Here is a 22611-nt window from a genome sequence, read left to right on the forward strand (position 1 = left end):
CAGAAGGACACCTCCATGACGGCTACACCCGATCTCGCCACCGCCCGGACGGCTTCGCCGGACCTCCTCCGCTCCGTCTTCAGGCAGCACGCCGCAGGCGTCGCGGTGATCACCGCGGCCGGTGACGGTCCGGTCGGCTTCACCGCCACCTCGCTCAACTCCGTCGCCGCGCAGCCTCCACTCATCTCGTTCGGCGTGGGCACCTCCTCCTCCAGCTGGCCGGTGATCGCCGACGCCGAGCACATCGGTGTCCACATACTCGGTGAGCACCAGGAGGAGCTGGCCACCAGGTTCGCGCGCAGTGGGGCCGACCGGTTCGGCCCGTCGACGAACTGGCGCAGGGGACCCGAGGGTGTACCGCTTCTGGACGGGGTGTCGGCCTGGCTGGTCTGCCGTGTGGTGGACCGCGTTCCGGCCGGGGACCACCGCATCGTCATCGCCGAGGCCGTGGTCGGCGACCCGGCCGGAGGCGGCCGTCCGCTGGTCTACCACCAGGGACGATTTACGGCTCTGCGAGACTGAGGGAGCCAGGCGGCGCACGGGCCCACCACGTTGGCAAGGTCACAGTGCAAAGCGCTTGCTCGTGGGTGAACCCCTGGGTGTACTGGCCAGTAATGTTCCGGTCGGAGCGTCGGTCGCTCCGACCGGAAACCGCCCCATAAGGCGCCTATGCTGCGTGCAACAAGGCAGCCCGGAAATGACGATGCAGTAGGAGAGCCGGCGTGAGCTTGAGGATCGTTGTCTGTGTGAAGTATGTGCCCGACGCGACCGGTGACCGGCGTTTCGCCGATGACCTGACGGTGGACCGTGAGGATGTCGATGGTCTGTTGTCGGAGCTGGACGAGTATGCGGTCGAGCAGGCGTTGCGGATCGCGGACGGGGTGGACGGGGCGGAGGTGACCGTGCTGACGGTGGGTCCCGAGGATGCGAAGGACGCGTTGCGCAAGGCGTTGTCGATGGGTGCGGACCGGGCTGTTCATGTGGAGGACGACGGTCTGCACGGTTCGGATGCGATGGGGACGTCGCTGGTGCTGGCGAAGGCGGTCGGGGACCGTGGGTTCGATCTGGTGATCTGTGGGATGGCGTCGACGGACGGCACGATGGGTGTGCTGCCGGCGTTGCTCGCGGAGCGGCTGGGGGTGGCTCAGGTGTCGTTGCTGTCGGAGGTGTCGGTGGCCGGTGGTGTGGTGACGGGGCGGCGGGACGGTGATACGGCCAGTGAGGTGCTGGAGGCGTCGTTGCCGGCGGTGGTGTCGGTGACGGACCAGTCGGGCGAGGCGCGGTATCCGTCGTTCAAGGGGATCATGGCGGCGAAGAAGAAGCCGGTCGAGTCGCTGGATCTGGATGATCTGGGGATCGGTGCGGGTGAGGTCGGTCTGGCGGGTGCGTGGACGGTGGTGGACGCGGTGGCCGGTCGTCCGGCGCGTACGGCGGGCACGGTCGTGAAGGACGAGGGCGAGGGCGGCAGGCGGCTGGCCGAGTTCCTCGCGGGCCAGAAGTTCATCTGAGGCCCGCGTCCGGGTCCGCTGTTCGGTTCGGTTCGTTGTCGTTCCCCCTTTTCCGTTTCGTTTCGCAGGAGATTGAAGTCCCATGGCTGAAGTTCTTGTCTATGTCGATCATGTGGACGGTGCTGTCCGCAAGCCCACGCTGGAGCTGCTGACGCTGGCGCGGCGTCTGGGTGATCCGGTGGCTGTCGCGGTGGGCGCCGGTGCGCGGGAGACGGCCGGTGTGCTGGCCGGGCATGGTGCGGTGCGGGTGCTGGCCGTGGAGGGGCCGGAGTTCGCGGAGTATCTGGTGGTGCCGAAGGTCGATGCGCTGCGGGCGGCGTTCGACGCGGTGTCGCCGGTCGCGGTGCTGCTGCCGTCGTCGGCGGAGACGAAGGAGATCGCGGCGCGTCTGGCGGTGCGGACGGGTTCGGGGATCATCACGGACGCGGTGGATGTGGAGGCGGGTGAGTCGGGTCCCGTCGCGACGCAGTCCGCGTTCGCGGCGTCGTTCACGACCCGGTCGCGGGTGGTGCGGGGTGTTGCGGTGATCACGGTGAAGCCGAACTCGGCGCCGGTGGAGCCGGCGGAGGCCGCGGGTGCCCTGGAGGACCTGCACGTGGATTTCTCGGGTACGGAGAACGCGGCGCGGGTCGTGTCGCGTACGCCGCGTGAGTCGACGGGCCGTCCGGAACTGACCGAGGCCGCGATCGTGGTGTCGGGCGGGCGCGGGGTCAACGGTGCGGAGAACTTCCCGCTGATCGAGGCGCTCGCGGACTCCCTGGGTGCGGCGGTGGGTGCCTCGCGTGCCGCGGTCGATGCCGGGTGGTACCCGCACTCCAGCCAGGTCGGGCAGACCGGCAAGTCGGTGTCCCCGCAGCTGTACATCGCGTCCGGGATCTCCGGCGCGATCCAGCACCGGGCCGGGATGCAGACGTCCAAGACGATCGTCGCGATCAACAAGGACGCCGAGGCCCCGATCTTCGACCTCGTCGACTACGGCGTCGTCGGCGACCTCTTCGACGTGATCCCCCAGCTCACCGAAGAAATCAACACCCGCAAGGGCTGACCCCCACACACAGCGCACACCACAACACACGCAGCGCGCACCACGCAGGCGCGCACCACACGCAGCACACGCAGCACACAGCACAGCGCAAGCGCAGCACCCCCCGGGGCCGCACGGTGAAACCCACCGCGCGGCCCCAGGCCATTACCGGACACCATTGACGCAGGTACGACGGCCTTATAACTTCACTATACGGATTGTTGATTCCGGGAAGCGGAAAAAGCGAGAGCGTGGAGGGTGCGGGAATGGGTCAGCAGGAGAAGGTGGCAACGAGCCTCGCCGGCACGGTCAGCGAGCACATCAGCGCCTCCCTCACGGCAGTGGACGCCGAACTCGCCCGCCGCTATCCGGGAGACCCCGGCACCCGCCAGCCCGTGCACACCGTCTACGTACCCGGCGACGTGTTCGCCGCCGACACCATCCGCTCCTGGGGCGACCAGGCGCTGGAGGCCCTCGACGCGCACGCCCCCGACGCCGCCTCCTTCGCCGCGGCCCTCGGCATCCCCGAGGAACTGGCCGGGCCCGTCCACGACCGCGTACGCGCCAAGCTGGAGCGCGAGCCCGTCGAGGACCTGCGCATCGACTTCGAGGACGGCTACGGCCCGCGCTCCGGCGCCGAGGAGGACGAGGCGGCGGCCCGCGCCGCCCGGCTCGTCTCCCAGGCGTACGGGGACGGCACCTCGGCCCCGTACATGGGTATCCGGATGAAGTGCATGGAGGCCGCCGTACGCGACCGCGGAATCCGCACCACGGATGTGTTCCTCACCGGCCTGATGCGGGCCGGCGGGCTGCCCGACGGGCTCGTGCTGACTTTGCCCAAGGTGACGTACCCCGAGCAGGTCACCGCGTTCGTCCAGCTGCTCGAAGCGTTCGAGAAGGCCCATGGGCTCGACGCCGGGCGGATCGGCTTCGAGATCCAGATCGAGACCAGCCAGTCGATCCTCGCCGCGGACGGCACCGCCGCCGTGGCCCGCATGATCGACGCCGCCCGGGGGCGGGCGACCGGTCTGCACTACGGCACCTTCGACTACAGCGCCTGCGTCGGTGTCAGCCCCGCGTACCAGGCCAGTGACCACCCGGCCGCCGACCACGCCAAGGCCGTCATGCAGGTCGCCGCGGCAGGCACCGGCGTACGCGTCTGCGACGGTTCCACCAACGTCCTGCCCGTCGGGCCCACCTCCCAGGTCCACGAGGCGTGGCGGCTTCACTACGGACTCACCCGCCGAGCCCTGGCCCGCGCCTACTACCAGGGCTGGGACATGCACCCGGGCCACCTGCCCACCCGGTACGCGGCCGTCTACACCTTCTACCGCGAGGGTCTGGAGCAGGCGGCGGGCCGGCTCGCGGCGTACGTCGCCAAGGCGGGCGGCGACGTCATGGACGAACCGGCCACCGCCAAGGCCCTCAGCGGCTATCTGCTGCGCGGCATCGACTGCGGTGCTCTGGACACCGCCGAGGTCGCCCGTCTCACCGGGCTCACCCGCGCGGACCTCGACGCGTTCGCCTCACCGCGCCGCGGCGGGCTGACGGTCACCGCCCCGTAGCGCGGGGTCCCCGGCGCGGCCGCTCCCACGGCCGTGCCGGTGCGGCGCCGACGTACGTACGGGCGACGGGCCGCCCGCATGGCGTCGGACGGCATCAGGCGGGCGGGCGTTCACCCGACCCGCGCGCGATGAGCGTGGTCGGGAGTTCCACCCGGGCCGGGGCGTGGTCGACGCCGTCCAGGCGGCGGAACAGGTGCTCGGCGGCGGTGCGGCCGACCGCCGCCGGGTCCTGGGAGATGACGGTGATGCCGAGCAGATCGGCCAGCTCGATGTCGTCGAAACCGACCAGGGCCACGGGGCGTTCCCGGTCCGCCAGGACGCGAACGACGGTCACCGTCACCCGGTTGTTGCCCGCGAACAGGGCGGTCACCGGCTCCGGGCCACGAAGCATCGACTCGGCGGCGGCCCGGACCCGGTCGGGGTCGGTGGAGCCGAGCGAGACCCAGGCGTCCTGGACCTCGATGCCCGCGTCCGTCATCGCCGTGTGATAGCCGCGCAGTCGCTCGGTCGCGGTGTGAATGCGGGGCTGGTCACCGATGAAGCCGATCCTGCGGTGGCCGTGCGCGATCAGGTGGGCGACGCCTTCGCGGGTGCCGCCGAAGCTGTCCGAGAGGACCATGTCGGCGTCGATCCGGCCCGGCGGGCGGTCCACGAAGACCGTGGCGATGCCCGCCTTGATCTCCGGCTCCAGATAGCGGTGGTCGTCGCCCGCGGGGATCACGATCAGACCGTCCACGCGACGGGCGCACAGCGCGAGGACGAGTTCCTGTTCGCGCTCGGGGTCCTCGGCGCTCGAACCGTTGATCAGGAGCGCGCCGTGGGCACGGGCGACCTCCTCCACGGCGCGGCTCAGCGGGCCGTAGAACGGGTCGGCGAGGTCTTCCAGGACCAGGCCGATGGAGGCGGTGCGGCCCTTGCGCAGGACGCGCGCGCTGTCGTTGCGGCGGAAGCCCAGGGCGTCGATCGCCTCCTGCACGCGGCGTTCGGTGTCGGGGGTGACACCCGGTTCGCTGTTCACCACCCGCGAGACCGTCTTGAGGCCCACTCCGGCGCGGGCCGCCACGTCCTTCATGGTCGGCCGGTTGCCGTAGCGGGTCTCGGAATGACGGATGGTCTCGGCCACGGTGCGCTGTCCTGTCGTCGGTACGTCGGGTGTGAGAGGCTCCGGCGGGTCCCGCGAACGGTCCGGGGAAGGCGCTGGAAGGCTGTGGCGTCGAGCATAGGCCCTGGACAACGTTGTCAGAAGAATAGAGACTGTGCAGACCATCGACTGAACTCGCAGGTCCCGCCCCCTCACTCACCCGGAGAGCCCACACCGATGCATACCGACCTCGTCGCCGCGCTCGACATCGGAGGCACCAAGATCGCCGGTGCGTTGGTGGACGGCGGGGGAACCCTTCTCGTACGGGCGCAGCGGCCGACGCCCGCTCTGCGGGACGCCGAGACGGTCATGGAGGCCGTCGGCGACGTACTGAACGAGCTGATGGAGTCACCGCTGTGGGGCGGGGCGGCCTCCGTAGGCATCGGCAGCGCGGGCCCCGTGGATGCCTCGGCCGGTACGGTGAGCCCGGTCAACGTCCCGGCCTGGCGCGACTTTCCGCTGGTGGAGCGAGTGCGCAAGGCGACCGGCGGGCTGCCCGTCGCGCTGGTCGGCGACGGTGTGGCGATGACGGCGGCCGAGCACTGGCTCGGTGCGGCCCGCGGTTACGACAACGCGCTCTGCCTCGTCGTCTCGACGGGCGTCGGCGGTGGCCTGGTCCTCGGCGGCACGCTGCACCCCGGTCCCACGGGCAACGCCGGACACATCGGCCACCTCTGTGTGGACCTGGACGGCGACCCGTGCCCGTGCGGCTCACGCGGGTGCGTCGAGCGCATCGCCAGTGGGCCGAACATCGCCCGCCGGGCCCTTGAGGGCGGTTGGCTGCCCGGACCGGACGGTGATGCCACAGCCGCCGCCGTGGCCGCCGCCGCGCGCGCCGGGGACCCGGTCGCCGTCGCCTCGTACGAGCGTGCCGCCCAGGCGCTGGCCGCCGGAATCGCCGCGACCGCCACGCTCGTCGAGATCGACATCGCCGTGGTCGGCGGGGGAGTGGCCGGTGCGGGCGAGGTGCTCTTCGCGCCGCTGCGCCGGTCCCTGCGCGACTACGCCACGCTCTCGTTCGTACGCCGCCTCACGGTGGCGCCGGCCGTGATGGGCACCGACGCGGGGCTGGTGGGAGCGGCGGCCGCCGCCGCGACGGCCGTGCGCCGGCCACAGGCCCTCTGACTTCCAGGGGGTGCCCGGATCGTCAGGCCGGACACCCCCTGGACGGACCGCGTCGACGGAGGCTGGCCCACAGCCTCAACGGCCCCGGTCCGCACTCTCAACGACCCCGGTCACTCCCTCAAGGGCCAGAGCCACAGCCTCAACGCCCCCGGTCCGCCGACTGCTGCGGCACCACCACCAGGAACGCGTCCTGGTCCAGATCCATCACGACCTCCGCGGCCACCCCCTCGCCGCGCCTCTCGGCCGCGAACTCCTCCGCGGGCCAACTCCCGCGCGGCCCTCCGGCGGGAAACCGTTCGAGCACCGTCCGGCGCACTGCGCACCCCCTGTCGTCGACCTGCCGCCCCGTGGCGCCCCGTGGCGTGCTGGCTCCAACGACGCCCGGCCGCCCGCCGTTACGGCCTCCGGCACGCCGGGCCTCGTACAGTGGGATGCCCGCCGACGGGCACCCGGCCGCCACTTCCCGGCAACAGCATCGCCCCATCGGGGTTTCCGCGGCAGGGTGTTGCGGGCAAGCCACAGGGGGCTACGGAAGAGGGGGAACCGTGATCGTCTGGGTGAACGGTGCGTTCAGTGCGGGCAAGACAAGCGCCGCGTGCGAACTGATCGATCTGATCCCGAACAGCACGCTGTACGACCCCGAGCTGACCGGCGGCGGGCTGCGCGGCCTGCTGCCGCAGAAGAAGCTCGCCGAGGTGACCGACTTCCAGGACCTGCCGATCTGGCGGCGACTGGTGGTGGACACGGCGGCCGCGCTGCTCGCCGAGGTGCCCGGAGTGCTCGTCGTACCGATGACGCTCCTGCGCCAGGAATACCGCGACGAGATCTTCGGCGGGCTCGCTTCCCGGCGCATTCCCGTGCGCCATGTACTGCTCTCACCTGAGGAAACGATCCTGCGTAGCCGGATCGCGGGGCGGACGGAATTCCCTGCCGACCCCGAACACAGCGAGCGGATCCGACGGTGGGCGTACGAGCACATCGACCCCTATCTGGCGGCCCTGGACTGGATCACGGCGGACGCCCACACCATCGACACCAGCGCACTCACTCCGCACGAGACGGCACAGCGGATCGCCGAGGCGGTGCGCAATGGGCAGGCCGAGGCGTGCGAGATAGTCCAGACCCCCGAACCGACCGCGGAGACGGTCGCCTCCGGGGTCCTGCTCTTCGACGAACGGGACCGCGTCCTGCTCGTCGACCCCACGTACAAGCCGGGCTGGGAGTTCCCCGGCGGAGTGGTGGAGGCGGGGGAGGCTCCGGCGCGGGCCGGGATGCGTGAGGTCGCCGAGGAGATAGGGCTCCGGCTCGACCGGGTGCCGAAACTCCTGGTGGTCGACTGGGAGTCGCCGAAGCCGCCCGGCTACGGCGGGCTGCGCTTCCTCTTCGACGGCGGGCTGCTGCGCAGCGAGGACGCCGCGCACCTGCTGCTGCCCGGCTCGGAGCTGCGCGGCTGGCGGTTCGTCACCGAGGCGGAGGCGGCGGCGATGCTGCCGCCCACCCGCTACGAGCGGCTGCGCTGGGCACTGCGGGCGCGCGAACGGTCGACCGTGCTCAATCTGGAGGCCGGGGTGCCGGTGGGGTGACGGACCGGGGCCAGGATCCGCGCGTGGCGGAGTAGGAAGCGGGGCGGGACGGCGGACGGGAGTGGGCACGCGCCGTGGTTTTGGTCTTCTTCGGCCTCCCGGCCCGCCCCCGCCCCGGCCCGCGCCGCCCCCGCCCCCGCCCGGATCACCGGGCGACGAGGCGGGGCCGGGGCCGACGCCGAGAGCCCCACCGTCGGATCGGGCGCGATCCGACGCGGCGGGCTAACCCTTCTTGGACTCCGCGTAGTTCCGCAGGAACAGCGCCTCGGCCACCGAGAGCCGTTCCAGCTCCTCCGGGGACACGCTCTCGTTCACCGCGTGGATCTGGGCCTCGGGCTCACTCAGACCGATCAGCAGGATCTCCGCCTCCGGATACAGGACCGAGAGCGTGTTGCACAGGGGGATCGAGCCGCCCATGCCGGAGGACTGCATCTCCTCGCCCGGGTACGCGACCCGCATCGCGTCCGCCATCGACGTGTACGCGGGGCTCGTGATGTCGGCACGGAACGGCTGGCCCTGGCCCACCTGTTCCACCGTCACCCGTGCCCCCCACGGGGCGTGCGACTCCAGGTGGGCGGTCAGCAGCTCGGTCGCCTTGACGGCGTCCTGGCCCGGCGGCACCCGCAGGCTGACCTGGGCCCGCGCGCTCGCCTGCAGGGACGGCGTCGCACCGACCACCGGCGGGCAGTCGATACCGATGACGGTGACGGCGGGACGCGCCCAGATCCGGTCGGCGACCGTCCCGGCGCCGATCAGCTCCACCCCGTCCAGGACCTTCGCGTCCTTGCGGAACTCCGCCTCCGGGTACTGCAGACCGTCCCACTCCGCGTCCGCGGTGAGACCGTCGACCGTCGTCGTGCCGTCCTCGGCGCGCAGTGAGGCCAGCAGCTGGATCATCGCGGCCAGCGCGTCCGGGGCCGCACCGCCGAACTGCCCCGAGTGCAGGTTCCCTTCGAGCGTGTCGAGCTTCACCCGCAGCATCGTCATCCCGCGCAGGGTCGCGGTGACGGTCGGCAGCCCGACCCGGAAGTTACCGGTGTCGCCGATGACGATCGTGTCGGCGGCCAGCAGCTCGGGGTGCGCCTCCGCGTACCGCTCCAGACCGCCGGTGCCCTGCTCCTCCGAGCCCTCGGCGATCACCTTCACGGAGACCGGGACCCCGCCGTTCGCCTTCAGCGCGCGCAGTGCGAGCAGATGCATGATGAACCCGCCCTTGCAGTCGGCCGCGCCCCGGCCGAACCAGCGGCCGTCGCGCTCCGTCAGTTCGAACGGCGGGGAGAGCCAGGCGGCCTCGTCCAGCGGGGGCTGCACGTCGTAGTGCGCGTAGAGCAGCACGGTCGGCGCACCGGCCGGGCCGGGCAGGAAACCGTAGACGGACTGGGTGCCGTCGGGAGTGTCGAGCAGGGCCACGTCCTGGAAGTCCTCGGCGCGCAGCGCGTCGGCGACCCATCCGGCCGCCGCCTCGCACTCGTTCTTCGGGAACTGGGCGGGGTCCGCCACCGACCGGAAGGCCACCAGCTCGGCCAGCTCCGTCTTGGCGCGCGGCATCAGCGAGGCAACGGTCTCGGAAATCGGACGGGCGGTCATGGGCACGCTCCTCGTGGGTGCGACGTTATGTGTACGGCGCGTTGTGTACGCGGCCGTGGGCGACGCCTTTTGTCCGGCGTTGTTTGTACGACGAAATCATGGCCGATCCTCCCACAGAGGGGCTTGGCCGAATCGCGCCGTAGGATGCCGTGAGCAGCTTGGGGCCACTGGTTGGATCGGGAGCAGAAGCACATCGTGAGCAGCGAGAACGCAGACGCCGGACGTGAGTCGGAAGAGTCGTCCGTTTGGGACGTCGTCGTGGTCGGCGCCGGTCCGGCCGGAGCATCGGCGGCGTACGCGGCAGCCGTGGCGGGCCGGCGGGTGTTGCTGCTGGAGAAAGCGGAACTGCCCCGCTACAAGACGTGCGGCGGCGGCATCATCGGGTTCTCCCGTGATTCGCTGCCCCCGGGCTTCGAACTGCCCTTCAAGGACCGCATCCACGCGGTGACCTTCTCGCTCAACGGGAAGCTGTCGCGCACGCGTCGGTCCAAGCGGATGCTCTTCGGGCTCATCAACCGCGCCGAGTTCGACTCGGGTCTGGTGGAGGAGGCGCAGAAGGCCGGCGCCGAACTGCGCACCGGAGTCGCGGTGGTGCGGGTGGAGCAGCACGGCCCCGCCGTGCCCGACCGGCGCACTGTCGCCGTGGTGCTGTCCGGGGGCGAGACGGTACTCGCCCGCGCGGTCGTCGGCGCCGACGGCAGCGCGGGCCGGATAGGCGCTCACGTCGGGGTGAAGCTCGACCAGGTGGACCTGGGCCTGGAGGCCGAGATCCCCGTACCGGCGACGGTGGCGGAGGACTGGGCGGGGCGGGTGCTCATCGACTGGGGCCCGATGCCCGGGAGTTACGGCTGGGTGTTCCCCAAGGGAGACACCCTGACCGTCGGGGTGATCTCGGCGCGTGGCGACGGCGCGGGCACCAAGCGGTATCTGGAGGACTTCATCGCCCGGCTCGGCCTTGCCGGGTTCGAGCCCGCGGTCTCCTCCGGTCATCTGACCCGCTGCCGCAGCGATGATTCACCGTTGTCGCGCGGCCGGGTCGTGGTGTGCGGCGACGCGGCGGGGCTGCTGGAGCCGTGGACGCGGGAGGGCATTTCGTTCGCGCTGCGGTCGGGGCGTCTCGCCGGTGAGTGGGCGGTCCGGATCGCCGAGTCGCACGACGCGGTGGACGCCCGCAGGCAGGCCCTCAACTACGCGTTCGCCATCAAGGCCGGACTGGGTGTGGAGATGGGCGTCGGGCGGCGCATGCTCAAGCTGTTCGAGCGCCGCCCGGGGCTGCTGCACGCGGTGCTGACCAGTTTCCGCCCGGCCTGGAAGGCGTTCGCCGGGATCACCCGCGGGACCACGTCGCTGGCCGAGCTCGTCCGTACACACCCGCTGGCGCAGCGGGCGCTGAGCGCGATAGACCGCTAGGACCGTTCCGCGGCACTGCGTGCTTCTGCGTGGTCCCGTGCGGTCCCGCGCTTCTGTGCGGTTCCGCCGTTCCGCCGGATCGCGGTCTCCTGGGTGGGCACATCGGCCCGGGAGACCGTACGGGTGGTCACTCCTCGACCGTGATCCGGAAGACCGGGTGGTCCGAGCACGCGGCGAGGAGTTCGGCGTCCGTGGACTTCGCCGTGATGCCCTTGAAGTAGCTGTTGACCTCCCAGCCCCAGCGCTCCAGGTAGGTGCGGAGGACGCGCGTCTTCTGCTCGTCGTCCGCGATCTCCACGGCCGTGAACGTGCGGACCTTCCGGCCGACCCGCAGCTCACCGCCGCCCGCGACGCGCATGTTGCGCACCCACTGGGAGTGGCCGCGGGCCGATACCAGGTACCGCGTGCCCTCGTAGGTGTGCGGGTTCACGGGGATGCGCTGCATCTGCCCGCTCTTGCGCCCGCGCACCGACATCTCGGCCGAGCCGAGAAAACTCACTCCGTGCCGGGCGAGCCAGCCGATCGCGCTGTTCAACCGGATGGTGAACGCGCTGCCCTGAAGGTAGTACGGCTGCGACATGGTGACTCCCACCGTTTGGGAGAGCAGTGCTCTCGCTTGAGATCAGTGTGCACGCGTTCGGTGCTCAAAAGCAAGAGCACTGCTCTCGTTAGTGGTCGGTGATCCGTCGCCGTGGCAGACTGAGGCCATGAGCACCATCCGAGGGGCCAGAGAACGCGCCCGTATCGAAGTGACCGCCGCCATCAAGGACGAGGCCCGGAAGCAGCTCGCGGCCGAGGGCGCCGCCAAGCTCTCCCTGCGCGCCGTCGCCCGCGAACTGGGCATGGTCTCCTCCGCGCTCTACCGCTACTTCCCCAGCCGCGACGACCTCCTCACAGCTCTTATCGTCGACGCTTACGACGCGGTCGGCGAGGCGGCGGAGTCCGCCCGCGCCGCAGGTACCACTCCCGGTACCGGTGGTGCCGTGCGCCGCGCCGCCGCCGCACCGGCCGGCCCGTACCTCGCGCACTGGACCGAGGTCGCCTGCGCCGTACGCGACTGGGCCCTGGCCCACCCCCATGAGTACGCACTGATCTACGGCTCGCCCGTCCCGGGCTACATCGCTCCGCGGGACACGGTCGGCCCCGCCTCCCGGGTCGGGCTCGTGTTCATCGGTCTTCTCCGCGAGGCGTACCGCGCCGACGGCCTGGCTGTGCCGCCCCTCGGCGGCGAACTCCGCCCCGAGGCGGAGCGGATGGCGGCCGACCTCGCCGCCGATCTCCCGCCCGCGGTCGTGGCCGCGCTCGTCGCGGCCTGGGCGCAGCTCTTCGGCCTGATCTCGTTCGAACTCTTCGGTCAGTTCAACCGTGTCGTCGAGGCGCGGGACGAGTTCTTCCGGCACGCGGTCGGTGAACTCGCCCGCTCGGTGGGTCTGACCGGAAGCCGGGCCGGAAGCCGGGCCGGAAGCCGGGCCGGAAGCCGGGCCGGAACCCGGTAGGGCACCTGAGGGGGGAGCCGGAGAGCGAGCCCGGCCGGAAGCCGTCCGGCCGGAACCCCGGGCATCGCCCACCCCGCCACCGCCCGCCGCGACACCATCCGCCGCCCCCACGACGTACTCCCCGGGGAGTACGTGTGATCACCACGCCCGGCTGACGCCCGCGCGGCGCTGGTCCGTCTAGCGTTGCCGCCATGGAAGAGCAGCAGCGATCACACACGCGTGGTGGTCCGCCCTGCGGCCCCCGCGGCCCCTGGGGGCGCGGGGAACCACCGCACTGGCTGTCCGGTCTGCGGGCACGGTCCGCCGCCCGGCTGCCGTGGCCCTCGACCGTCGCGCTGCTGGTGTTCGTCATGGTCGGCACGGGCTTCGCGGCGCACGGCCAGGACAGGCAGCCGGTGGACGTCCTCGCGCGGCTGCTGCTGTTCGTCGCGGTCGCGGTGCTGCTGGTACGCCACCGGCATCCCGTGGTGGCGGTGTCCACGGCCTCCGCCGCCGCACTCCTCTATCTCGCCGCGGGCTACCCGTACGGCCCGGTCTTCGTCGCCGTCGCCGTGGGGTGCTTCAGCGCCATCGTGTCCGGGCACCGCAAGGCCGCCTGGTGGTCGCTCGGCGGGCTGTGGGCCGGGCATGTGCTGGTGGGCCACTGGCTCTACCGGTGGCTGCCGCCCGCCGGGGACGGTGCCGCGCCCTGGGGGCAGGAGGCGTTCATCACCGCATGGGTGGTGGCCATCGTCGCCGCCGCCGAGCTGCTGCGGGTACGCCGCGAACAATGGGCGGCGGCCAGGGCGGAACGGGTGGCCGCCGAGCAGCGGAGGGCGGATGAGGAGCGGCTGCGGATGGCCCGCGAACTGCATGACGTCCTAGCCCACAGCATCTCCGTCATCAACGTCCAGGCCGGGGTCGGGCTCGCCCTGCTCGACTCCGATCCCGAGCAGGCCCGCACGGCCCTCATCACCATCAAGGGAGCCAGCAAGGAGGCGCTCGGCGAGGTGCGGCAGGTCCTCGCCAACCTCCGTACGCCGGGTGACGCCCCTCGCGCCCCGGCCCCCGGTCTCGACCGGCTGCCCGAACTCGTCGACCAGGCGGCGGGCGCCGGGCTGACCGTCACCGTCGAGACCGAGGGCGCGGGGAGGGCCGTCCCGCCCGGCACCGATCTGGCCGCCTTCCGGATCGTGCAGGAGGCCCTGACCAACGTCGTGCGGCACTCGGGCTCCCGTACCGCCCTGGTCCGGATCGGTTACGGCGCCGGGCGCATCCGGCTCCGTATCGACGACGAAGGCCCAGCGACCGGCGACGACGCGGGCGGCAGCGGCAACGGGCTCGTCGGAATGCGGGAGCGGGCGGCGGCGCTCGGTGGCACGATCGAGGCGGGCCCCAGGACCGGCGGCGGCTTCCGGGTGCGGGCGGAACTCCCGCTGCCCGCCGCCCCGAGGGACCCGGCGGCCCGGCCCGAGGACCCAGCAGCTCAGCCGGAGGAGACACCGTGATCCGCGTACTGCTCGCCGATGACCAGCTACTGGTCCGGGCCGGCTTCCGGGCGCTGCTGGACGCCCAGCCGGACATCGAGGTGTCCGGAGAGGCGGCGGACGGCGAGGAGGCCGTGCGGCTGGTGCGCGAGCTGCGCCCCGACACCGTGCTGATGGACATCCGGATGCCGCGTCTGGACGGCCTGGCCGCGACCCGGCGGATCACCGACGACCCCGAGCTGAACGAGGTGAAGGTGGTCGTGCTCACCACCTTCGAACTCGACGAGTACGTCTTCGAGGCGATCCGGTCCGGGGCTTCCGGCTTCCTCGTCAAGGACACCGAACCTGAGGAACTGCTGCGCGCGGTAAGGGCGGTGGTCAACGGGGACGCGTTGCTCTCGCCCGGAGTGACCCGTCGGCTGATCGCGGAGTTCGCCGCCAGGTCCAAGGAGCCCACGGCCTCGATCGCTCTCGGCCGGCTCACCGACCGGGAGCGGGAGGTGATGGCGCTGGTCGGCATGGGGCTGTCGAACGAGGAGATCGCCCGCAGGCTGGTGGTCAGCCCGCTGACCGCCAAGACCCATGTGAGCCGCGCCATGGTCAAGCTGGGTGCCCGCGACCGGGCCCAACTGGTCGTGCTGGCCTATGAGTCGGGGCTCGTACGGCCCGGCTGGCTGGGCTGATCGGCCGGAATGCGCCGGCCCTCGGCGACACGGGGGAAGCGCCACAGCACATGGACGATCCGGGCGAGGAAGGCGAGAGTGGCGGCTCCGGCACCGAAGCCGAGGAGGAGGCGTTCGCCGTTGTGCGTGAGATCGAAGAGCAGGGCGGGCGCGTAGATCCCCGCGAAGGCGACCGCCGCCACCACGGCCCCGCTCACCAGCGCGTAGCCGATCTCGACGGTGATCGCGTCCCGGTCCGCCTGTGTGCGTCGCCCCATGCCCGGATTCTCACAGGGGCGTTCGGTGGCGGCAAGGGAGCCCCACCGGTGGTGCGCCGCGCTTTTCAGGGAACGCGGTACGACGTCAGTTCCAGGTGACCGCCGAGTTGTCCGTCCACAGCCGCGCCACCGTACGGTCGCCGGTCAGCGTGACGGCCGAGAGCGGCAGCCGGTTCCAGAGGGTCAGATAGATACCCTCGGCCGTCCCGCTCAACTCGCATTCGGCAGGCGGCACATCGTGGAGAACCTGTTCGCGGATCGCTTTCGGCGGCTCGGCCGACAGGCGAACGGTCCACACCGCGTCGGCGCCACTGTCGAGGCCCGCGCCGATGCCTCCGCCGGCGCCTCTGCCCGTGCTTCCGTCGACGTCCGCGTCCGCGCCCAGGGCCCGCACACGGAGGGTGCGTGGCACGTCGGTGCGCACCCGGCTCCTGGGACGGGCGTGGAACCCGGTCAGCAGCTCGTCGATGCCGTCCAGCGCATGCTCCGTACCCACGCGCGTGAGCGCCCCGCCGAGCGCCGACTCGGCATCCGCGCGGTGCACCGCGGTCTCGTGCAGTTGCCGCCGCGCCCAGAAGGCCAGGGGCGAGGGCGCGGGCATGAAGGTCCAGCAGTCGAGATCGGCGGGGGCGGCCGCGAGGGCTTCGACCAGATGATGGTGGCCCGCGCGGAACCAGTCGAGCAGCGCGCCCCCGTCGAGATCCGGTTCACCGCCGTCCGGGTGGTACGCCGTGTGTCCCTCGGTCACGAACGCCGCCGCCCAGCGGTGCACCATGCCGGTGTGCCGCAGGAGATGGCGCATCTGCCAGCCGGGGCAGGTCGGGACGGAGGAGCCCGGACCGGCCCGCTCGGCCTCCGCCGCGAGCAGACGGCCTTCCACGGAAAGAGACTTGAGGTAATCCGCGATCTCCATGGCGCCGATTGTGGCAGGAGGCTCAGGCGCTCTGCGGGTGCGCGGACCCGGCCCGGCCGCCCCGGCGCACCAGACGGGCGAACCATCCGAGCGCCAGCGACTGCACCAGGACCGACACCACGAGGGCGAGGCAGAGGAACCAGGTCGGCCCGCCCGCGTCCGCACCCGCCAGGGAACTCCCGACGAAGAAGACGAAAACGGTGGGCGCGGCCAGCAGGAACAGCCAGACCCCGGAGAACGAGGCGTCTTCGTGGGTGACGAACAGGGTGTCCACGGTGACGAAGACCGTCGCCGCGAGCACGAGGCCGAGATAGCACAGCGAGGCGGCGTTGCCGAAGGTCAGACGCACCAGTGCGCGCAGGTGCGGGTGGTTGATGACCTGGTTCTTCATGGCTGGCTCCCGATCGAGTGGTTGAGGCTTCCAGCGTGCGCCGGGAGAGCCGGGACCGCCTGAGTACGGCTACTCAATCGCTCATGTGTGCGTACGCTCACGTGTGCGTGGCGTTGCGCGCGGCGTACCCCAGTACGGCGGCTCCCGTGGCCAGCAGGGCCACTGTCGTCAGGGCGACCGGCAGGGAGAACCAGTCGGCCAGGAAGCCGATCGCGGGCGGGCCCAGCAGCATTCCGCCGTAGCCGAGCGTCGAGGCGGCGGCGACCCCGCTCGGTCCTGCCAGCTCCCCGGCCCGGCTCACCGCGACGGGGAAGATGTTGGCGAGCCCCAGGCCCGTGACGGCGAAGCCGACGAGGGCGAGCCAGAGGGTCGGCGCGAGCGCGCCGAGCAGCATTCCGGCCGCGGCCGTCGCGCCTCCCAGGACGAGCGTCCGGGTCTGGCCGAACCGTTCGAGCAGGGTGGTGCCGGTGAGCCTGCCGATGGTCATGGTGAGGGCGAACAGGGAGTATCCGGCGGCGGCCAGGCCGGGGTGGGCGTCGAGATCCTGTTCGAGGTGCAGGGCGCCCCAGTCGGCGAGTGCCCCCTCGCCGTACGCGGTGCACAGCGCGATCACCCCGAAGAGCAGGACTACCCGGCGGGCCCGTCCGTCCAGCCGCCGCTTCGGGGCCGACGGGGTGCGCGACGCGGCGGGCGCCGCGGACTGCGAGGGGTGGCGCAGCAGTGTCGGCCCCAGGGCGGCGGTGGCGATCAGCCCGACTCCGGTGAGGATGAAGAGGTGTGTGGCGGGGGAGAGCCCGCCCGCGACCAGCCCGCCGAGCCCGGCGCCGATCATTCCGCCGAGGCTGAACGCGGCGTGGAAGCTCGGCATCACCGGTCGTCGCAGCGCGGCGACCAGATCGACCGCGGCGCTGTTCATCGCCACGTTCATGCCGCCGTAGGCGGCGCCGAAGACCAGCAGGACCAAGCCGAGCGAGGTCGCCGAATGGGTCTGTGCGGGAAGCGCGATGCTCAGTGAGAGGAGGACTCCGCAGACCACGGTGACGGCATGACTGCCGTAGCGGCGGCAGAGCCGGCCGGTGAGCATCATGGTGATCACCGCACCCGCCGAGACGCCCAGCAGGGCGAGTCCCAGGGTGGAGGCGGTGGCACCGGTCTGCTGCTTGATGGCCGGGATACGGACCACCCAGCCGGCGAAGAGGAAGCCATCGAGGGCGAAGAACACGGTCAGCGCGGTACGGAGGCGGGCCGACGAGGGTGGGGCGGTGTCTCCGCCAAGTCCCCCCGGTAGGGCCGTCCGCAGTTTGTTTAGTTGCGGCACAAACTCAGCATAGGGGCGCGCGGACGAAGGGCGCAAGGCGGTTGCCCGAGGTGGCCGACGGCGTGGCGGCGCACGGCACGGGAGCGGGTGGCGCACGGCCCCGAAGCGTCGGCAGCACCGCCGGATCATGGGAGACTCGCCCCCATGAACGGCAAGGTGACCACCACCCGGACGAAGTTGGAGAGGGGCCGCAGCGCGCTCGGCCCCGCCCTGGAACTGGTCCACACCGGACGCGCGCCCACCCGCGCCGTACTCACCTCCGAGCTCGGTGTCACCCGGGCCACCGCCGGTGCGGTCGCCGCGGAGCTGGAGGCGCTCGGGCTCATCCGGGTCGACTCCAGCCCCGGTTCGGCGGCGGGCTCGCAAGGCCGCCCCTCGCACCGGCTGGCCGTCCGCGAGAACGGACCGGTCGCCCTCGCGGCTCAGGTGCACGCCGATGGCTTCCGCGCCGCGCTCGTCGGCCTCGGCGGCCGGATCGTCGCCACCGCGCCGGGCTGTGTCACCGTGATGGCCGACCCCGCCCAGGTACTCGGCGAGGTCGTCGCCGAGGGTGCCCGGCTGCTGCGCGAGAGCGGGCTGCGCTGTGTCGGCGCCGGACTCGCCGTACCGTCCGCCGTGGCCGAGCCCGAGGGCACGGCACTCAACCCGCTCCACATCGCCTGGCCGGCGGGCGCCCCGGTCCGCGAGATCTTCGCCGCCTGCGTACGCGAGGCAGGCATCACCGCACCCGCGTTCACCGCCAACGACGTCAACCTCACCGCGCTCGCCGAACACCGCCACGGCGCGGGACGCGGCGCCCGGCATCTGCTCTGTGTCGCCACCGGCCACCGCGGCGTCGGCGGGGCCCTGGTGATCGACGGCCGCCTGCATACCGGGAGTTCGGGGCTCGCGCTGGAAGTGGGACAACTCACGGTGAACCCCGAGGGGCGCCCCTGCCACTGCGGCGGGCGCGGCTGCCTCGACGTCGAAACGGATCCGCTGGCCTTCCTCACCGCCGCCCGCCGGGCGCCGGGGCCGGAGGAGTCCCTGCTCAAGCAGGCCGGTGATCTGCTGCGTACGGAGTACGAGGACGCCGCCGTACGGAACGCCGCCGAGGAGCTGATCGACCGGCTCGGGCTCGGTCTGGCCGCTCTGGTCAACATCCTCAACCCGGACCGCATCATCCTCGGCGGGCTGCACCGCGACCTCCTCGAAGCCGACCCGGAGCGGCTGCGGGCGGTCGTCGCCGACCGCAGCCTGTGGGGGCGCAGCGGCAGCGTGCCGATCCTGCCCTGCACCCTCGCCCACAACAGCCTGGTGGGCGCCGCCGAACTGGCGTGGCAGCCGGTGCTCGACGACCCGCTGAGCGCCCTCTCCTGAAGGGGGCGTCCGGCGGTCCGGGCACGCGCGGGGGGCCCGGCGGTCCGGGCGCGGGGCCCAGGGCGCTCCGGCGTGCGAGGGATCGGCTGTTGAGCCGGAGTGTGGGGATCGGATCTCGCGCCGGAGCGCGGGGCTCGGAGGTCGTGCACCGGGGTGGGCCACCGTGCGACCGGTCGCATCGACTTCGCGGTCGCATCGACGTCGCCGCGCGCTCAGCCGCCGCGTACCGGTGCGAAGGCGAAGGCTCGCGCCGGGTTGCCGATCAGCGCCGCGTCCAACAGCTCCTTGCCCAGGGTCTGTTCGAGCCGGGGCCGCACCCGGCGCAGCAGATGCGGCATGCCCGGTGTCTCGGGTACCGTCGTGTCGCCGCCGAGCAGCAACTGTCCGCCGAAACCCGCGTCCGCGAGCGCCGCGAGCTGATCCGGCAGCCGCCAGTCCGTCGCATGGTTCGCCCGCGAGGGACCGTCGAACGCCAGGAACGCCCCCGCCGCCGCGGCCTCGCGCTGCACGACTCCGTCCGGGGAGCGGCCGAGGTGGCCGAGGATCACCCGACGCGGATCGACCCCCGACTCCCCGCACAGCAGCTCCAGCACGTCGAGCGCACCGGTGCCCAGTTCCAGGTGGACGGCGATCGGCGCACCGGTACGGTGATGCGCCTCCGCCGCCGCGGTCATCGTGCGCCGCGCGTGGGCGTCGACCCCGTGGAACGCACCCGCCACCTTGATCAGCCCGGCGCGCACCCCGGTCGTCCCGATGCCCCCGGTCAGCTCGGCGACAAAGAGATCGGTGAGCCGGGGGCCGATGCGGCCGACCAACTCCTCGCCGTAGTGCGCCGCTTGATGCAGGCCGGTCGCCGCGACCACGTGCGCGCCCGTCGAACGGGACAGCGCCGCGAGGTCCGCCGCCCGCCTGCCCATCCCGTACGGCGTCCACTGCACCACCGAACGCCCGCCGAGCCCGCGGAAGGCGCGCAGCCGCTCGCCCGCCCGGCCCGCGTCGTCCAGCTCCTGCCCCGCCAGGAGCGGGCTGCGCAGGAAGAGATGGTCATGGGCGTCGCAGACCCCCAGCTCCCCGGCGGGAATGTCACCCAGGACGGTACGGACCACCACCACCGCTGCCTCTGTCACCGCTGCCTCCGCGACCACTGCCTCTGTCGGCATAGGCTCTGTCATCACTACCTCCCGCGGCCCGGTCGCTCGGGCTCCGGCGCCGACAGGTGCAGCACGTCGTCGTGGTCGCCGACCGCTTTGGGGCCTGCCCGCTCCCGGAGCGTGAAATGGACCAGCTCCCAATCGGCGGGCAACGTGATCTCGTACCGCATGACGTGCATGGCGCACTCCTCGGGCCTCGCCGCCGGGCGTGGATGGGTGGACGGATGCGGAGGTGGGGGATCAGTCCGTCGGAGTGTCGGGGGCGTGGGCCGTCAACAGGGCGAGGAGACCCTCGACGGCCGTGTCGAAGGCGGCGGTCGAGCCCGAGGCGCGGGCCAGTACATAGCCGCCCTGCACGGTCGCGACGATGGTCGCCGCGACCTGTCCGGGAACGAGGCCGGGAGCGAACTCGCCCTTGTCCAGGCCCTCCTGGACCAGCTCGGCGAGCCGTCCGCGCAGCCAGCCGATGGCGTCGTCGACCGGCGCGCGCAGCTCGTCGTTCGCGACGACTTCCGGATCCATTGTCAGGCGCCCCACCGGGCAGCCGCGCAGCACATCGCGCTCCCGCAGCAGATACGCGGAGATCCGCTCCCGCGCGGAACCGGGGCCGTCCAGCAGCCGCCCCGCCGTCCCGCGCATCTCCTCGGCCGTGCGCAGGATGGCGGCGAGCGCCAGATCGGGCTTGCCGGTGAAGTGGTGGTACATGCTGCCCTGGCCCGCGCCGGCCTGCTGCTGGATGGCCTTGGGGCTGGTGCCCACATAGCCGCGCTCCCACAGGAGTGCCCGGGTGGCTTCGATCAGACGCTCCGGAGTGCTCATGGCGCCACTGTACATACCAGTAGGTACAGAATGCGGCGGGTGGACGGCGGGCGGGTGGCCACGGCCGGGAGCAGCCGCGATGCCGCCGTCTGCTCCCGCGGGGGTACGCGCACTGCCGCTGGCCGTACGACGCCCCGGACCCCCTGCCGGGGACAGGCTCGTAGGCGACAGGAGAACGCGACACCACCCCTGAACCGAGGGAGCTGACCGAGATGAACACCTTGGCGTACAACGGCGGACCCGGGCCCTGGATCCTCCTCTTTCCGATCATCTGGGCGGCCGTCGTCGTCGGCGTCGTCACCCTGCTGCGACGCACCGTGTGGCGCTCCCGACGCGGTCCCTGGCAGGGCGGCGCCGGCGCCCGGACCCCGCACGGCGCTCCCGGTGAGCCCTCGCCGATCGCTCTGCTCGGCCGCCGGTTCGCCGCCGGAGAGATCGACGAGGACGAGTACTGGCGCCGGCTCTCCGTCCTGGACGAGCAGTTCGGCCCCGGCTCCGAGGGGCGTGCGGCATGACGACCGCCGTCCGCCCCTCGGTATCGCCGTCGCCCGGGTCGTCGACACCGTGAAGGTCCAGGGCGGCGGCGATACCGAGGTCAGGGCCCAGGACGGAGTGCGCGTCGACTTCCCGCCCGGCAGTGGTCACCACCCCCGGGACGCGCGCCCGCCCCGCCCGGTCAGCCGACGACGGCCGACCGGGCGGGGTTCGCGGCTGCCTCCACGGGGTCGGTGCGCACGGCACCGAACGGCCCGTCGGTCATCGACCCGTACACCGGGAGCGGTGGCAGGGTGCTGGTGTCGCAGGGCGCCGGAAGGGTGAACCAGACCGCCTTGCCGGACAGGCCGCTCGGCCGCACGCCCCAGCTCTCGCTGACCGCGGCGATCAGGGCGAGCCCCCGGCCCGAGGTGGCGAAGGAATCCGCCTCGTTCACGGTCGGCAGCCGTGGGTCGTGGTCGTGGACGGAGACCGTCAGCCGGTCGAGCAGCAGCTCGATCTCGACGGTGCATGACTTGTCCGGCTGGGCATGCCGGTGGACATTGGTCAGCAGTTCGGTGACGCCCAGCGCTGCCTGGTCGATCAGAGGATCGAGATGCCAGTAGCGCAGTTGCGCCGAAATGATTCTGCGGACCTGACCGATCCGCGACGGCAGGGCCTGGAGCTCCACCGTGCAGTGCCTGCTTGGCTCGCTGATCACGGCTGCGACTCCCCGAAATAGGTCCGGAAGAAGACGAAGGAACGGATCCAGCAGATGGCTGGCTGCTGTTTCTGGTCTGCTTATTACTCGGTCCGTCCTGATCGCTGCTGCCCGGCGGACTGGATCGCAGTGTTACCGCCGGTGCACCATCAGTGACGTATGTCCAGCGTGGACCAGTGGTTACGGCTCCGCAACTCGCGGTGCCCGCCCGGCCACTCCGCCCGGCCGCCGGACAGCCCTCGCGGGGCCGTCCGCACCGCCGCCTCTCCCGGGCCGTCCGCCCCGTCCGGTCGTCAGCCCCGTCGGCCGCCCGCGTTGTGCAGCACCTCCAGGAAACGGTGCACCGGAGCCGCACCGTCCCGTCTGCGGCTGCGCTGCCCCATCGTCAGCCGGTACCGCACGCCGTTGACCCGCGCGGTCGCCGAATCGGCGGTCGCGAACCAGCGTTTGCCCGCGCTCACCGCCCCCACCGGGGCGCTGTCGATCTCTCGCCCGTAACTCGTCAGGAGGGCAACCCGCCCGTCCTTGACGACCACCTGCCCCGCCTTGGTCAGCGACCTGGCCCATCGCTCGATCCTGACCCCTGACGCACTGAACTCGGCGTCCGTCATCGCGGCTTC

25 protein-coding genes and 1 pseudogene are annotated in these 22611 nt (G+C 72.1%); 13 read left to right on the forward strand and 13 right to left on the reverse strand.

Annotated features, from left to right (window positions below; translation table 11 throughout):
* Positions 1-15: 15 nt before the first annotated feature.
* The 4 genes from OG413_RS26965 to OG413_RS26980 all read left to right on the forward strand — a co-directional run bounded on the left by OG413_RS26965 (position 16) and on the right by OG413_RS26980 (position 4097).
* Positions 16-522 carry a flavin reductase family protein gene (locus tag OG413_RS26965; RefSeq protein WP_266809541.1) on the forward strand — a complete coding sequence of 169 codons (507 nt, stop codon included), beginning with the start codon at positions 16-18 and terminating at the stop codon, positions 520-522.
* A gap of 200 nt (positions 523-722) precedes the next feature.
* Positions 723-1508, forward strand: a complete 786-nt coding sequence (locus tag OG413_RS26970) for an electron transfer flavoprotein subunit beta/FixA family protein (RefSeq protein WP_266809543.1) — start codon at positions 723-725, stop codon at positions 1506-1508.
* An 82-nt stretch (positions 1509-1590) separates the two neighbouring features.
* Positions 1591-2553 carry an electron transfer flavoprotein subunit alpha/FixB family protein gene (locus tag OG413_RS26975; protein WP_266809545.1) on the forward strand — a complete coding sequence of 321 codons (963 nt, stop codon included), beginning with the start codon at positions 1591-1593 and terminating at the stop codon, positions 2551-2553.
* A gap of 245 nt (positions 2554-2798) precedes the next feature.
* Complete coding sequence (locus OG413_RS26980; protein ID WP_266809547.1) at positions 2799-4097, forward strand: aldolase/citrate lyase family protein; 1299 nt, start codon at positions 2799-2801, stop codon at positions 4095-4097.
* 94 nt (positions 4098-4191) lie between these two features.
* Here OG413_RS26980 and OG413_RS26985 read toward each other — a convergent pair whose 3' ends face one another.
* Positions 4192-5220, reverse strand: coding sequence for a LacI family DNA-binding transcriptional regulator (locus tag OG413_RS26985; protein WP_266809549.1), 1029 nt, complete (start codon positions 5218-5220; stop codon positions 4192-4194).
* A 195-nt stretch (positions 5221-5415) separates the two neighbouring features.
* On the opposite strand from OG413_RS26985, the gene OG413_RS26990 reads away from it, so the two are divergent.
* The gene (locus OG413_RS26990) at positions 5416-6363 is read left to right on the forward strand and encodes an ROK family protein (protein ID WP_266809551.1); all 948 of its coding nucleotides are present in this window, start codon (positions 5416-5418) and stop codon (positions 6361-6363) included.
* 139 nt (positions 6364-6502) lie between these two features.
* Here OG413_RS26990 and OG413_RS26995 read toward each other — a convergent pair whose 3' ends face one another.
* Positions 6503-6679 (reverse strand): hypothetical protein, encoded by a 177-nt coding sequence (locus OG413_RS26995; RefSeq protein ID WP_266809553.1) that lies wholly within the window; start codon positions 6677-6679, stop codon positions 6503-6505.
* A gap of 229 nt (positions 6680-6908) precedes the next feature.
* Here OG413_RS26995 and OG413_RS27000 point away from each other — a divergent pair, with 229 nt between their 5' ends.
* Complete coding sequence (locus OG413_RS27000) at positions 6909-7946, forward strand: NUDIX hydrolase (RefSeq protein ID WP_266809555.1); 1038 nt, start codon at positions 6909-6911, stop codon at positions 7944-7946.
* 222 nt (positions 7947-8168) lie between these two features.
* On the opposite strand, the gene OG413_RS27005 is transcribed toward OG413_RS27000, so the two are convergent.
* Positions 8169-9533: a dipeptidase gene (locus OG413_RS27005; RefSeq protein WP_266809557.1), complete on the reverse strand. Its 1365-nt coding sequence runs from the start codon at positions 9531-9533 to the stop codon at positions 8169-8171.
* Positions 9534-9728: 195 nt separating this feature from the next.
* Here OG413_RS27005 and OG413_RS27010 point away from each other — a divergent pair, with 195 nt between their 5' ends.
* Complete coding sequence (locus OG413_RS27010; protein ID WP_266809559.1) at positions 9729-10943, forward strand: geranylgeranyl reductase family protein; 1215 nt, start codon at positions 9729-9731, stop codon at positions 10941-10943.
* Between the two features lie 127 nt (positions 10944-11070).
* On the opposite strand, the gene OG413_RS27015 is transcribed toward OG413_RS27010, so the two are convergent.
* Positions 11071-11523 (reverse strand): nitroreductase/quinone reductase family protein, encoded by a 453-nt coding sequence (locus OG413_RS27015; protein WP_266809561.1) that lies wholly within the window; start codon positions 11521-11523, stop codon positions 11071-11073.
* Between the two features lie 127 nt (positions 11524-11650).
* Between OG413_RS27015 and OG413_RS27020 the strand changes: the two genes are divergently transcribed.
* The 3 genes from OG413_RS27020 (at position 11651) to OG413_RS27030 (ending at position 14588) form a co-directional block, all read left to right on the forward strand.
* Positions 11651-12439: a TetR/AcrR family transcriptional regulator gene (locus OG413_RS27020; RefSeq protein WP_266809563.1), complete on the forward strand. Its 789-nt coding sequence runs from the start codon at positions 11651-11653 to the stop codon at positions 12437-12439.
* Positions 12440-12630: 191 nt separating this feature from the next.
* The gene (locus OG413_RS27025) at positions 12631-13926 is read left to right on the forward strand and encodes a sensor histidine kinase (RefSeq protein ID WP_266809565.1); all 1296 of its coding nucleotides are present in this window, start codon (positions 12631-12633) and stop codon (positions 13924-13926) included.
* Complete coding sequence (locus tag OG413_RS27030) at positions 13923-14588, forward strand: response regulator transcription factor (RefSeq protein WP_266809567.1); 666 nt, start codon at positions 13923-13925, stop codon at positions 14586-14588. The genes OG413_RS27025 and OG413_RS27030 overlap by 4 nt, the downstream gene beginning before the upstream one ends.
* Here the strand turns inward: OG413_RS27030 and OG413_RS27035 are convergent.
* The 4 genes from OG413_RS27035 to OG413_RS27050 form a co-directional block, all read right to left on the reverse strand.
* Positions 14549-14845 (reverse strand): DUF6332 family protein, encoded by a 297-nt coding sequence (locus tag OG413_RS27035; RefSeq protein WP_266809569.1) that lies wholly within the window; start codon positions 14843-14845, stop codon positions 14549-14551. The genes OG413_RS27030 and OG413_RS27035 overlap by 40 nt on opposite strands.
* 85 nt (positions 14846-14930) lie before the next feature.
* Positions 14931-15758: a maleylpyruvate isomerase family mycothiol-dependent enzyme gene (locus OG413_RS27040; protein WP_266809571.1), complete on the reverse strand. Its 828-nt coding sequence runs from the start codon at positions 15756-15758 to the stop codon at positions 14931-14933.
* 22 nt (positions 15759-15780) lie between these two features.
* Positions 15781-16149, reverse strand: coding sequence for an SCO4225 family membrane protein (locus OG413_RS27045; RefSeq protein WP_266809573.1), 369 nt, complete (start codon positions 16147-16149; stop codon positions 15781-15783).
* A 97-nt stretch (positions 16150-16246) separates the two neighbouring features.
* On the reverse strand, positions 16247-17467 hold the full coding sequence (locus OG413_RS27050; protein WP_266809574.1) for an MFS transporter: 1221 nt from the start codon (positions 17465-17467) through the stop codon (positions 16247-16249).
* A 144-nt stretch (positions 17468-17611) separates the two neighbouring features.
* Between OG413_RS27050 and OG413_RS27055 the strand changes: the two genes are divergently transcribed.
* Positions 17612-18826 carry an ROK family protein gene (locus OG413_RS27055; RefSeq protein ID WP_266809575.1) on the forward strand — a complete coding sequence of 405 codons (1215 nt, stop codon included), beginning with the start codon at positions 17612-17614 and terminating at the stop codon, positions 18824-18826.
* Between the two features lie 212 nt (positions 18827-19038).
* Here the strand turns inward: OG413_RS27055 and OG413_RS27060 are convergent, their stop codons facing one another.
* From OG413_RS27060 to OG413_RS27070, 3 genes are all read right to left on the reverse strand, one after another.
* Positions 19039-19938 (reverse strand): phosphotriesterase, encoded by a 900-nt coding sequence (locus OG413_RS27060; RefSeq protein ID WP_266810389.1) that lies wholly within the window; start codon positions 19936-19938, stop codon positions 19039-19041.
* Between the two features lie 62 nt (positions 19939-20000).
* Positions 20001-20156 (reverse strand): hypothetical protein, encoded by a 156-nt coding sequence (locus OG413_RS27065; RefSeq protein ID WP_266809577.1) that lies wholly within the window; start codon positions 20154-20156, stop codon positions 20001-20003.
* Positions 20157-20217: 61 nt separating this feature from the next.
* Entirely contained in the window at positions 20218-20811 is a 594-nt protein-coding gene (locus OG413_RS27070; RefSeq protein ID WP_266809578.1) for a TetR/AcrR family transcriptional regulator, read from the reverse strand.
* Positions 20812-21008: 197 nt separating this feature from the next.
* Here OG413_RS27070 and OG413_RS27075 point away from each other — a divergent pair, with 197 nt between their 5' ends.
* A complete protein-coding gene (locus tag OG413_RS27075) occupies positions 21009-21311 on the forward strand; it encodes an SHOCT domain-containing protein (RefSeq protein ID WP_266809579.1) in 303 nt (100 codons plus the stop codon).
* Positions 21312-21333: 22 nt separating this feature from the next.
* Positions 21334-21432, forward strand: a pseudogene (locus OG413_RS46945) (ABC transporter ATP-binding protein); the annotation flags it as partial.
* 40 nt (positions 21433-21472) lie between these two features.
* On the opposite strand, the gene OG413_RS27080 reads toward OG413_RS46945, so the two are convergent.
* Positions 21473-21991, reverse strand: coding sequence for an ATP-binding protein (locus OG413_RS27080; RefSeq protein WP_266809580.1), 519 nt, complete (start codon positions 21989-21991; stop codon positions 21473-21475).
* A 293-nt stretch (positions 21992-22284) separates the two neighbouring features.
* Positions 22285-22602: a hypothetical protein gene (locus OG413_RS27085; protein WP_266809582.1), complete on the reverse strand. Its 318-nt coding sequence runs from the start codon at positions 22600-22602 to the stop codon at positions 22285-22287.
* Positions 22603-22611 lie beyond the last annotated feature (9 nt).

It is taken from the genome of Streptomyces sp. NBC_01433 (genome assembly GCF_026340105.1).
In the GTDB taxonomy this organism is placed as follows: domain Bacteria; phylum Actinomycetota; class Actinomycetes; order Streptomycetales; family Streptomycetaceae; genus Streptomyces.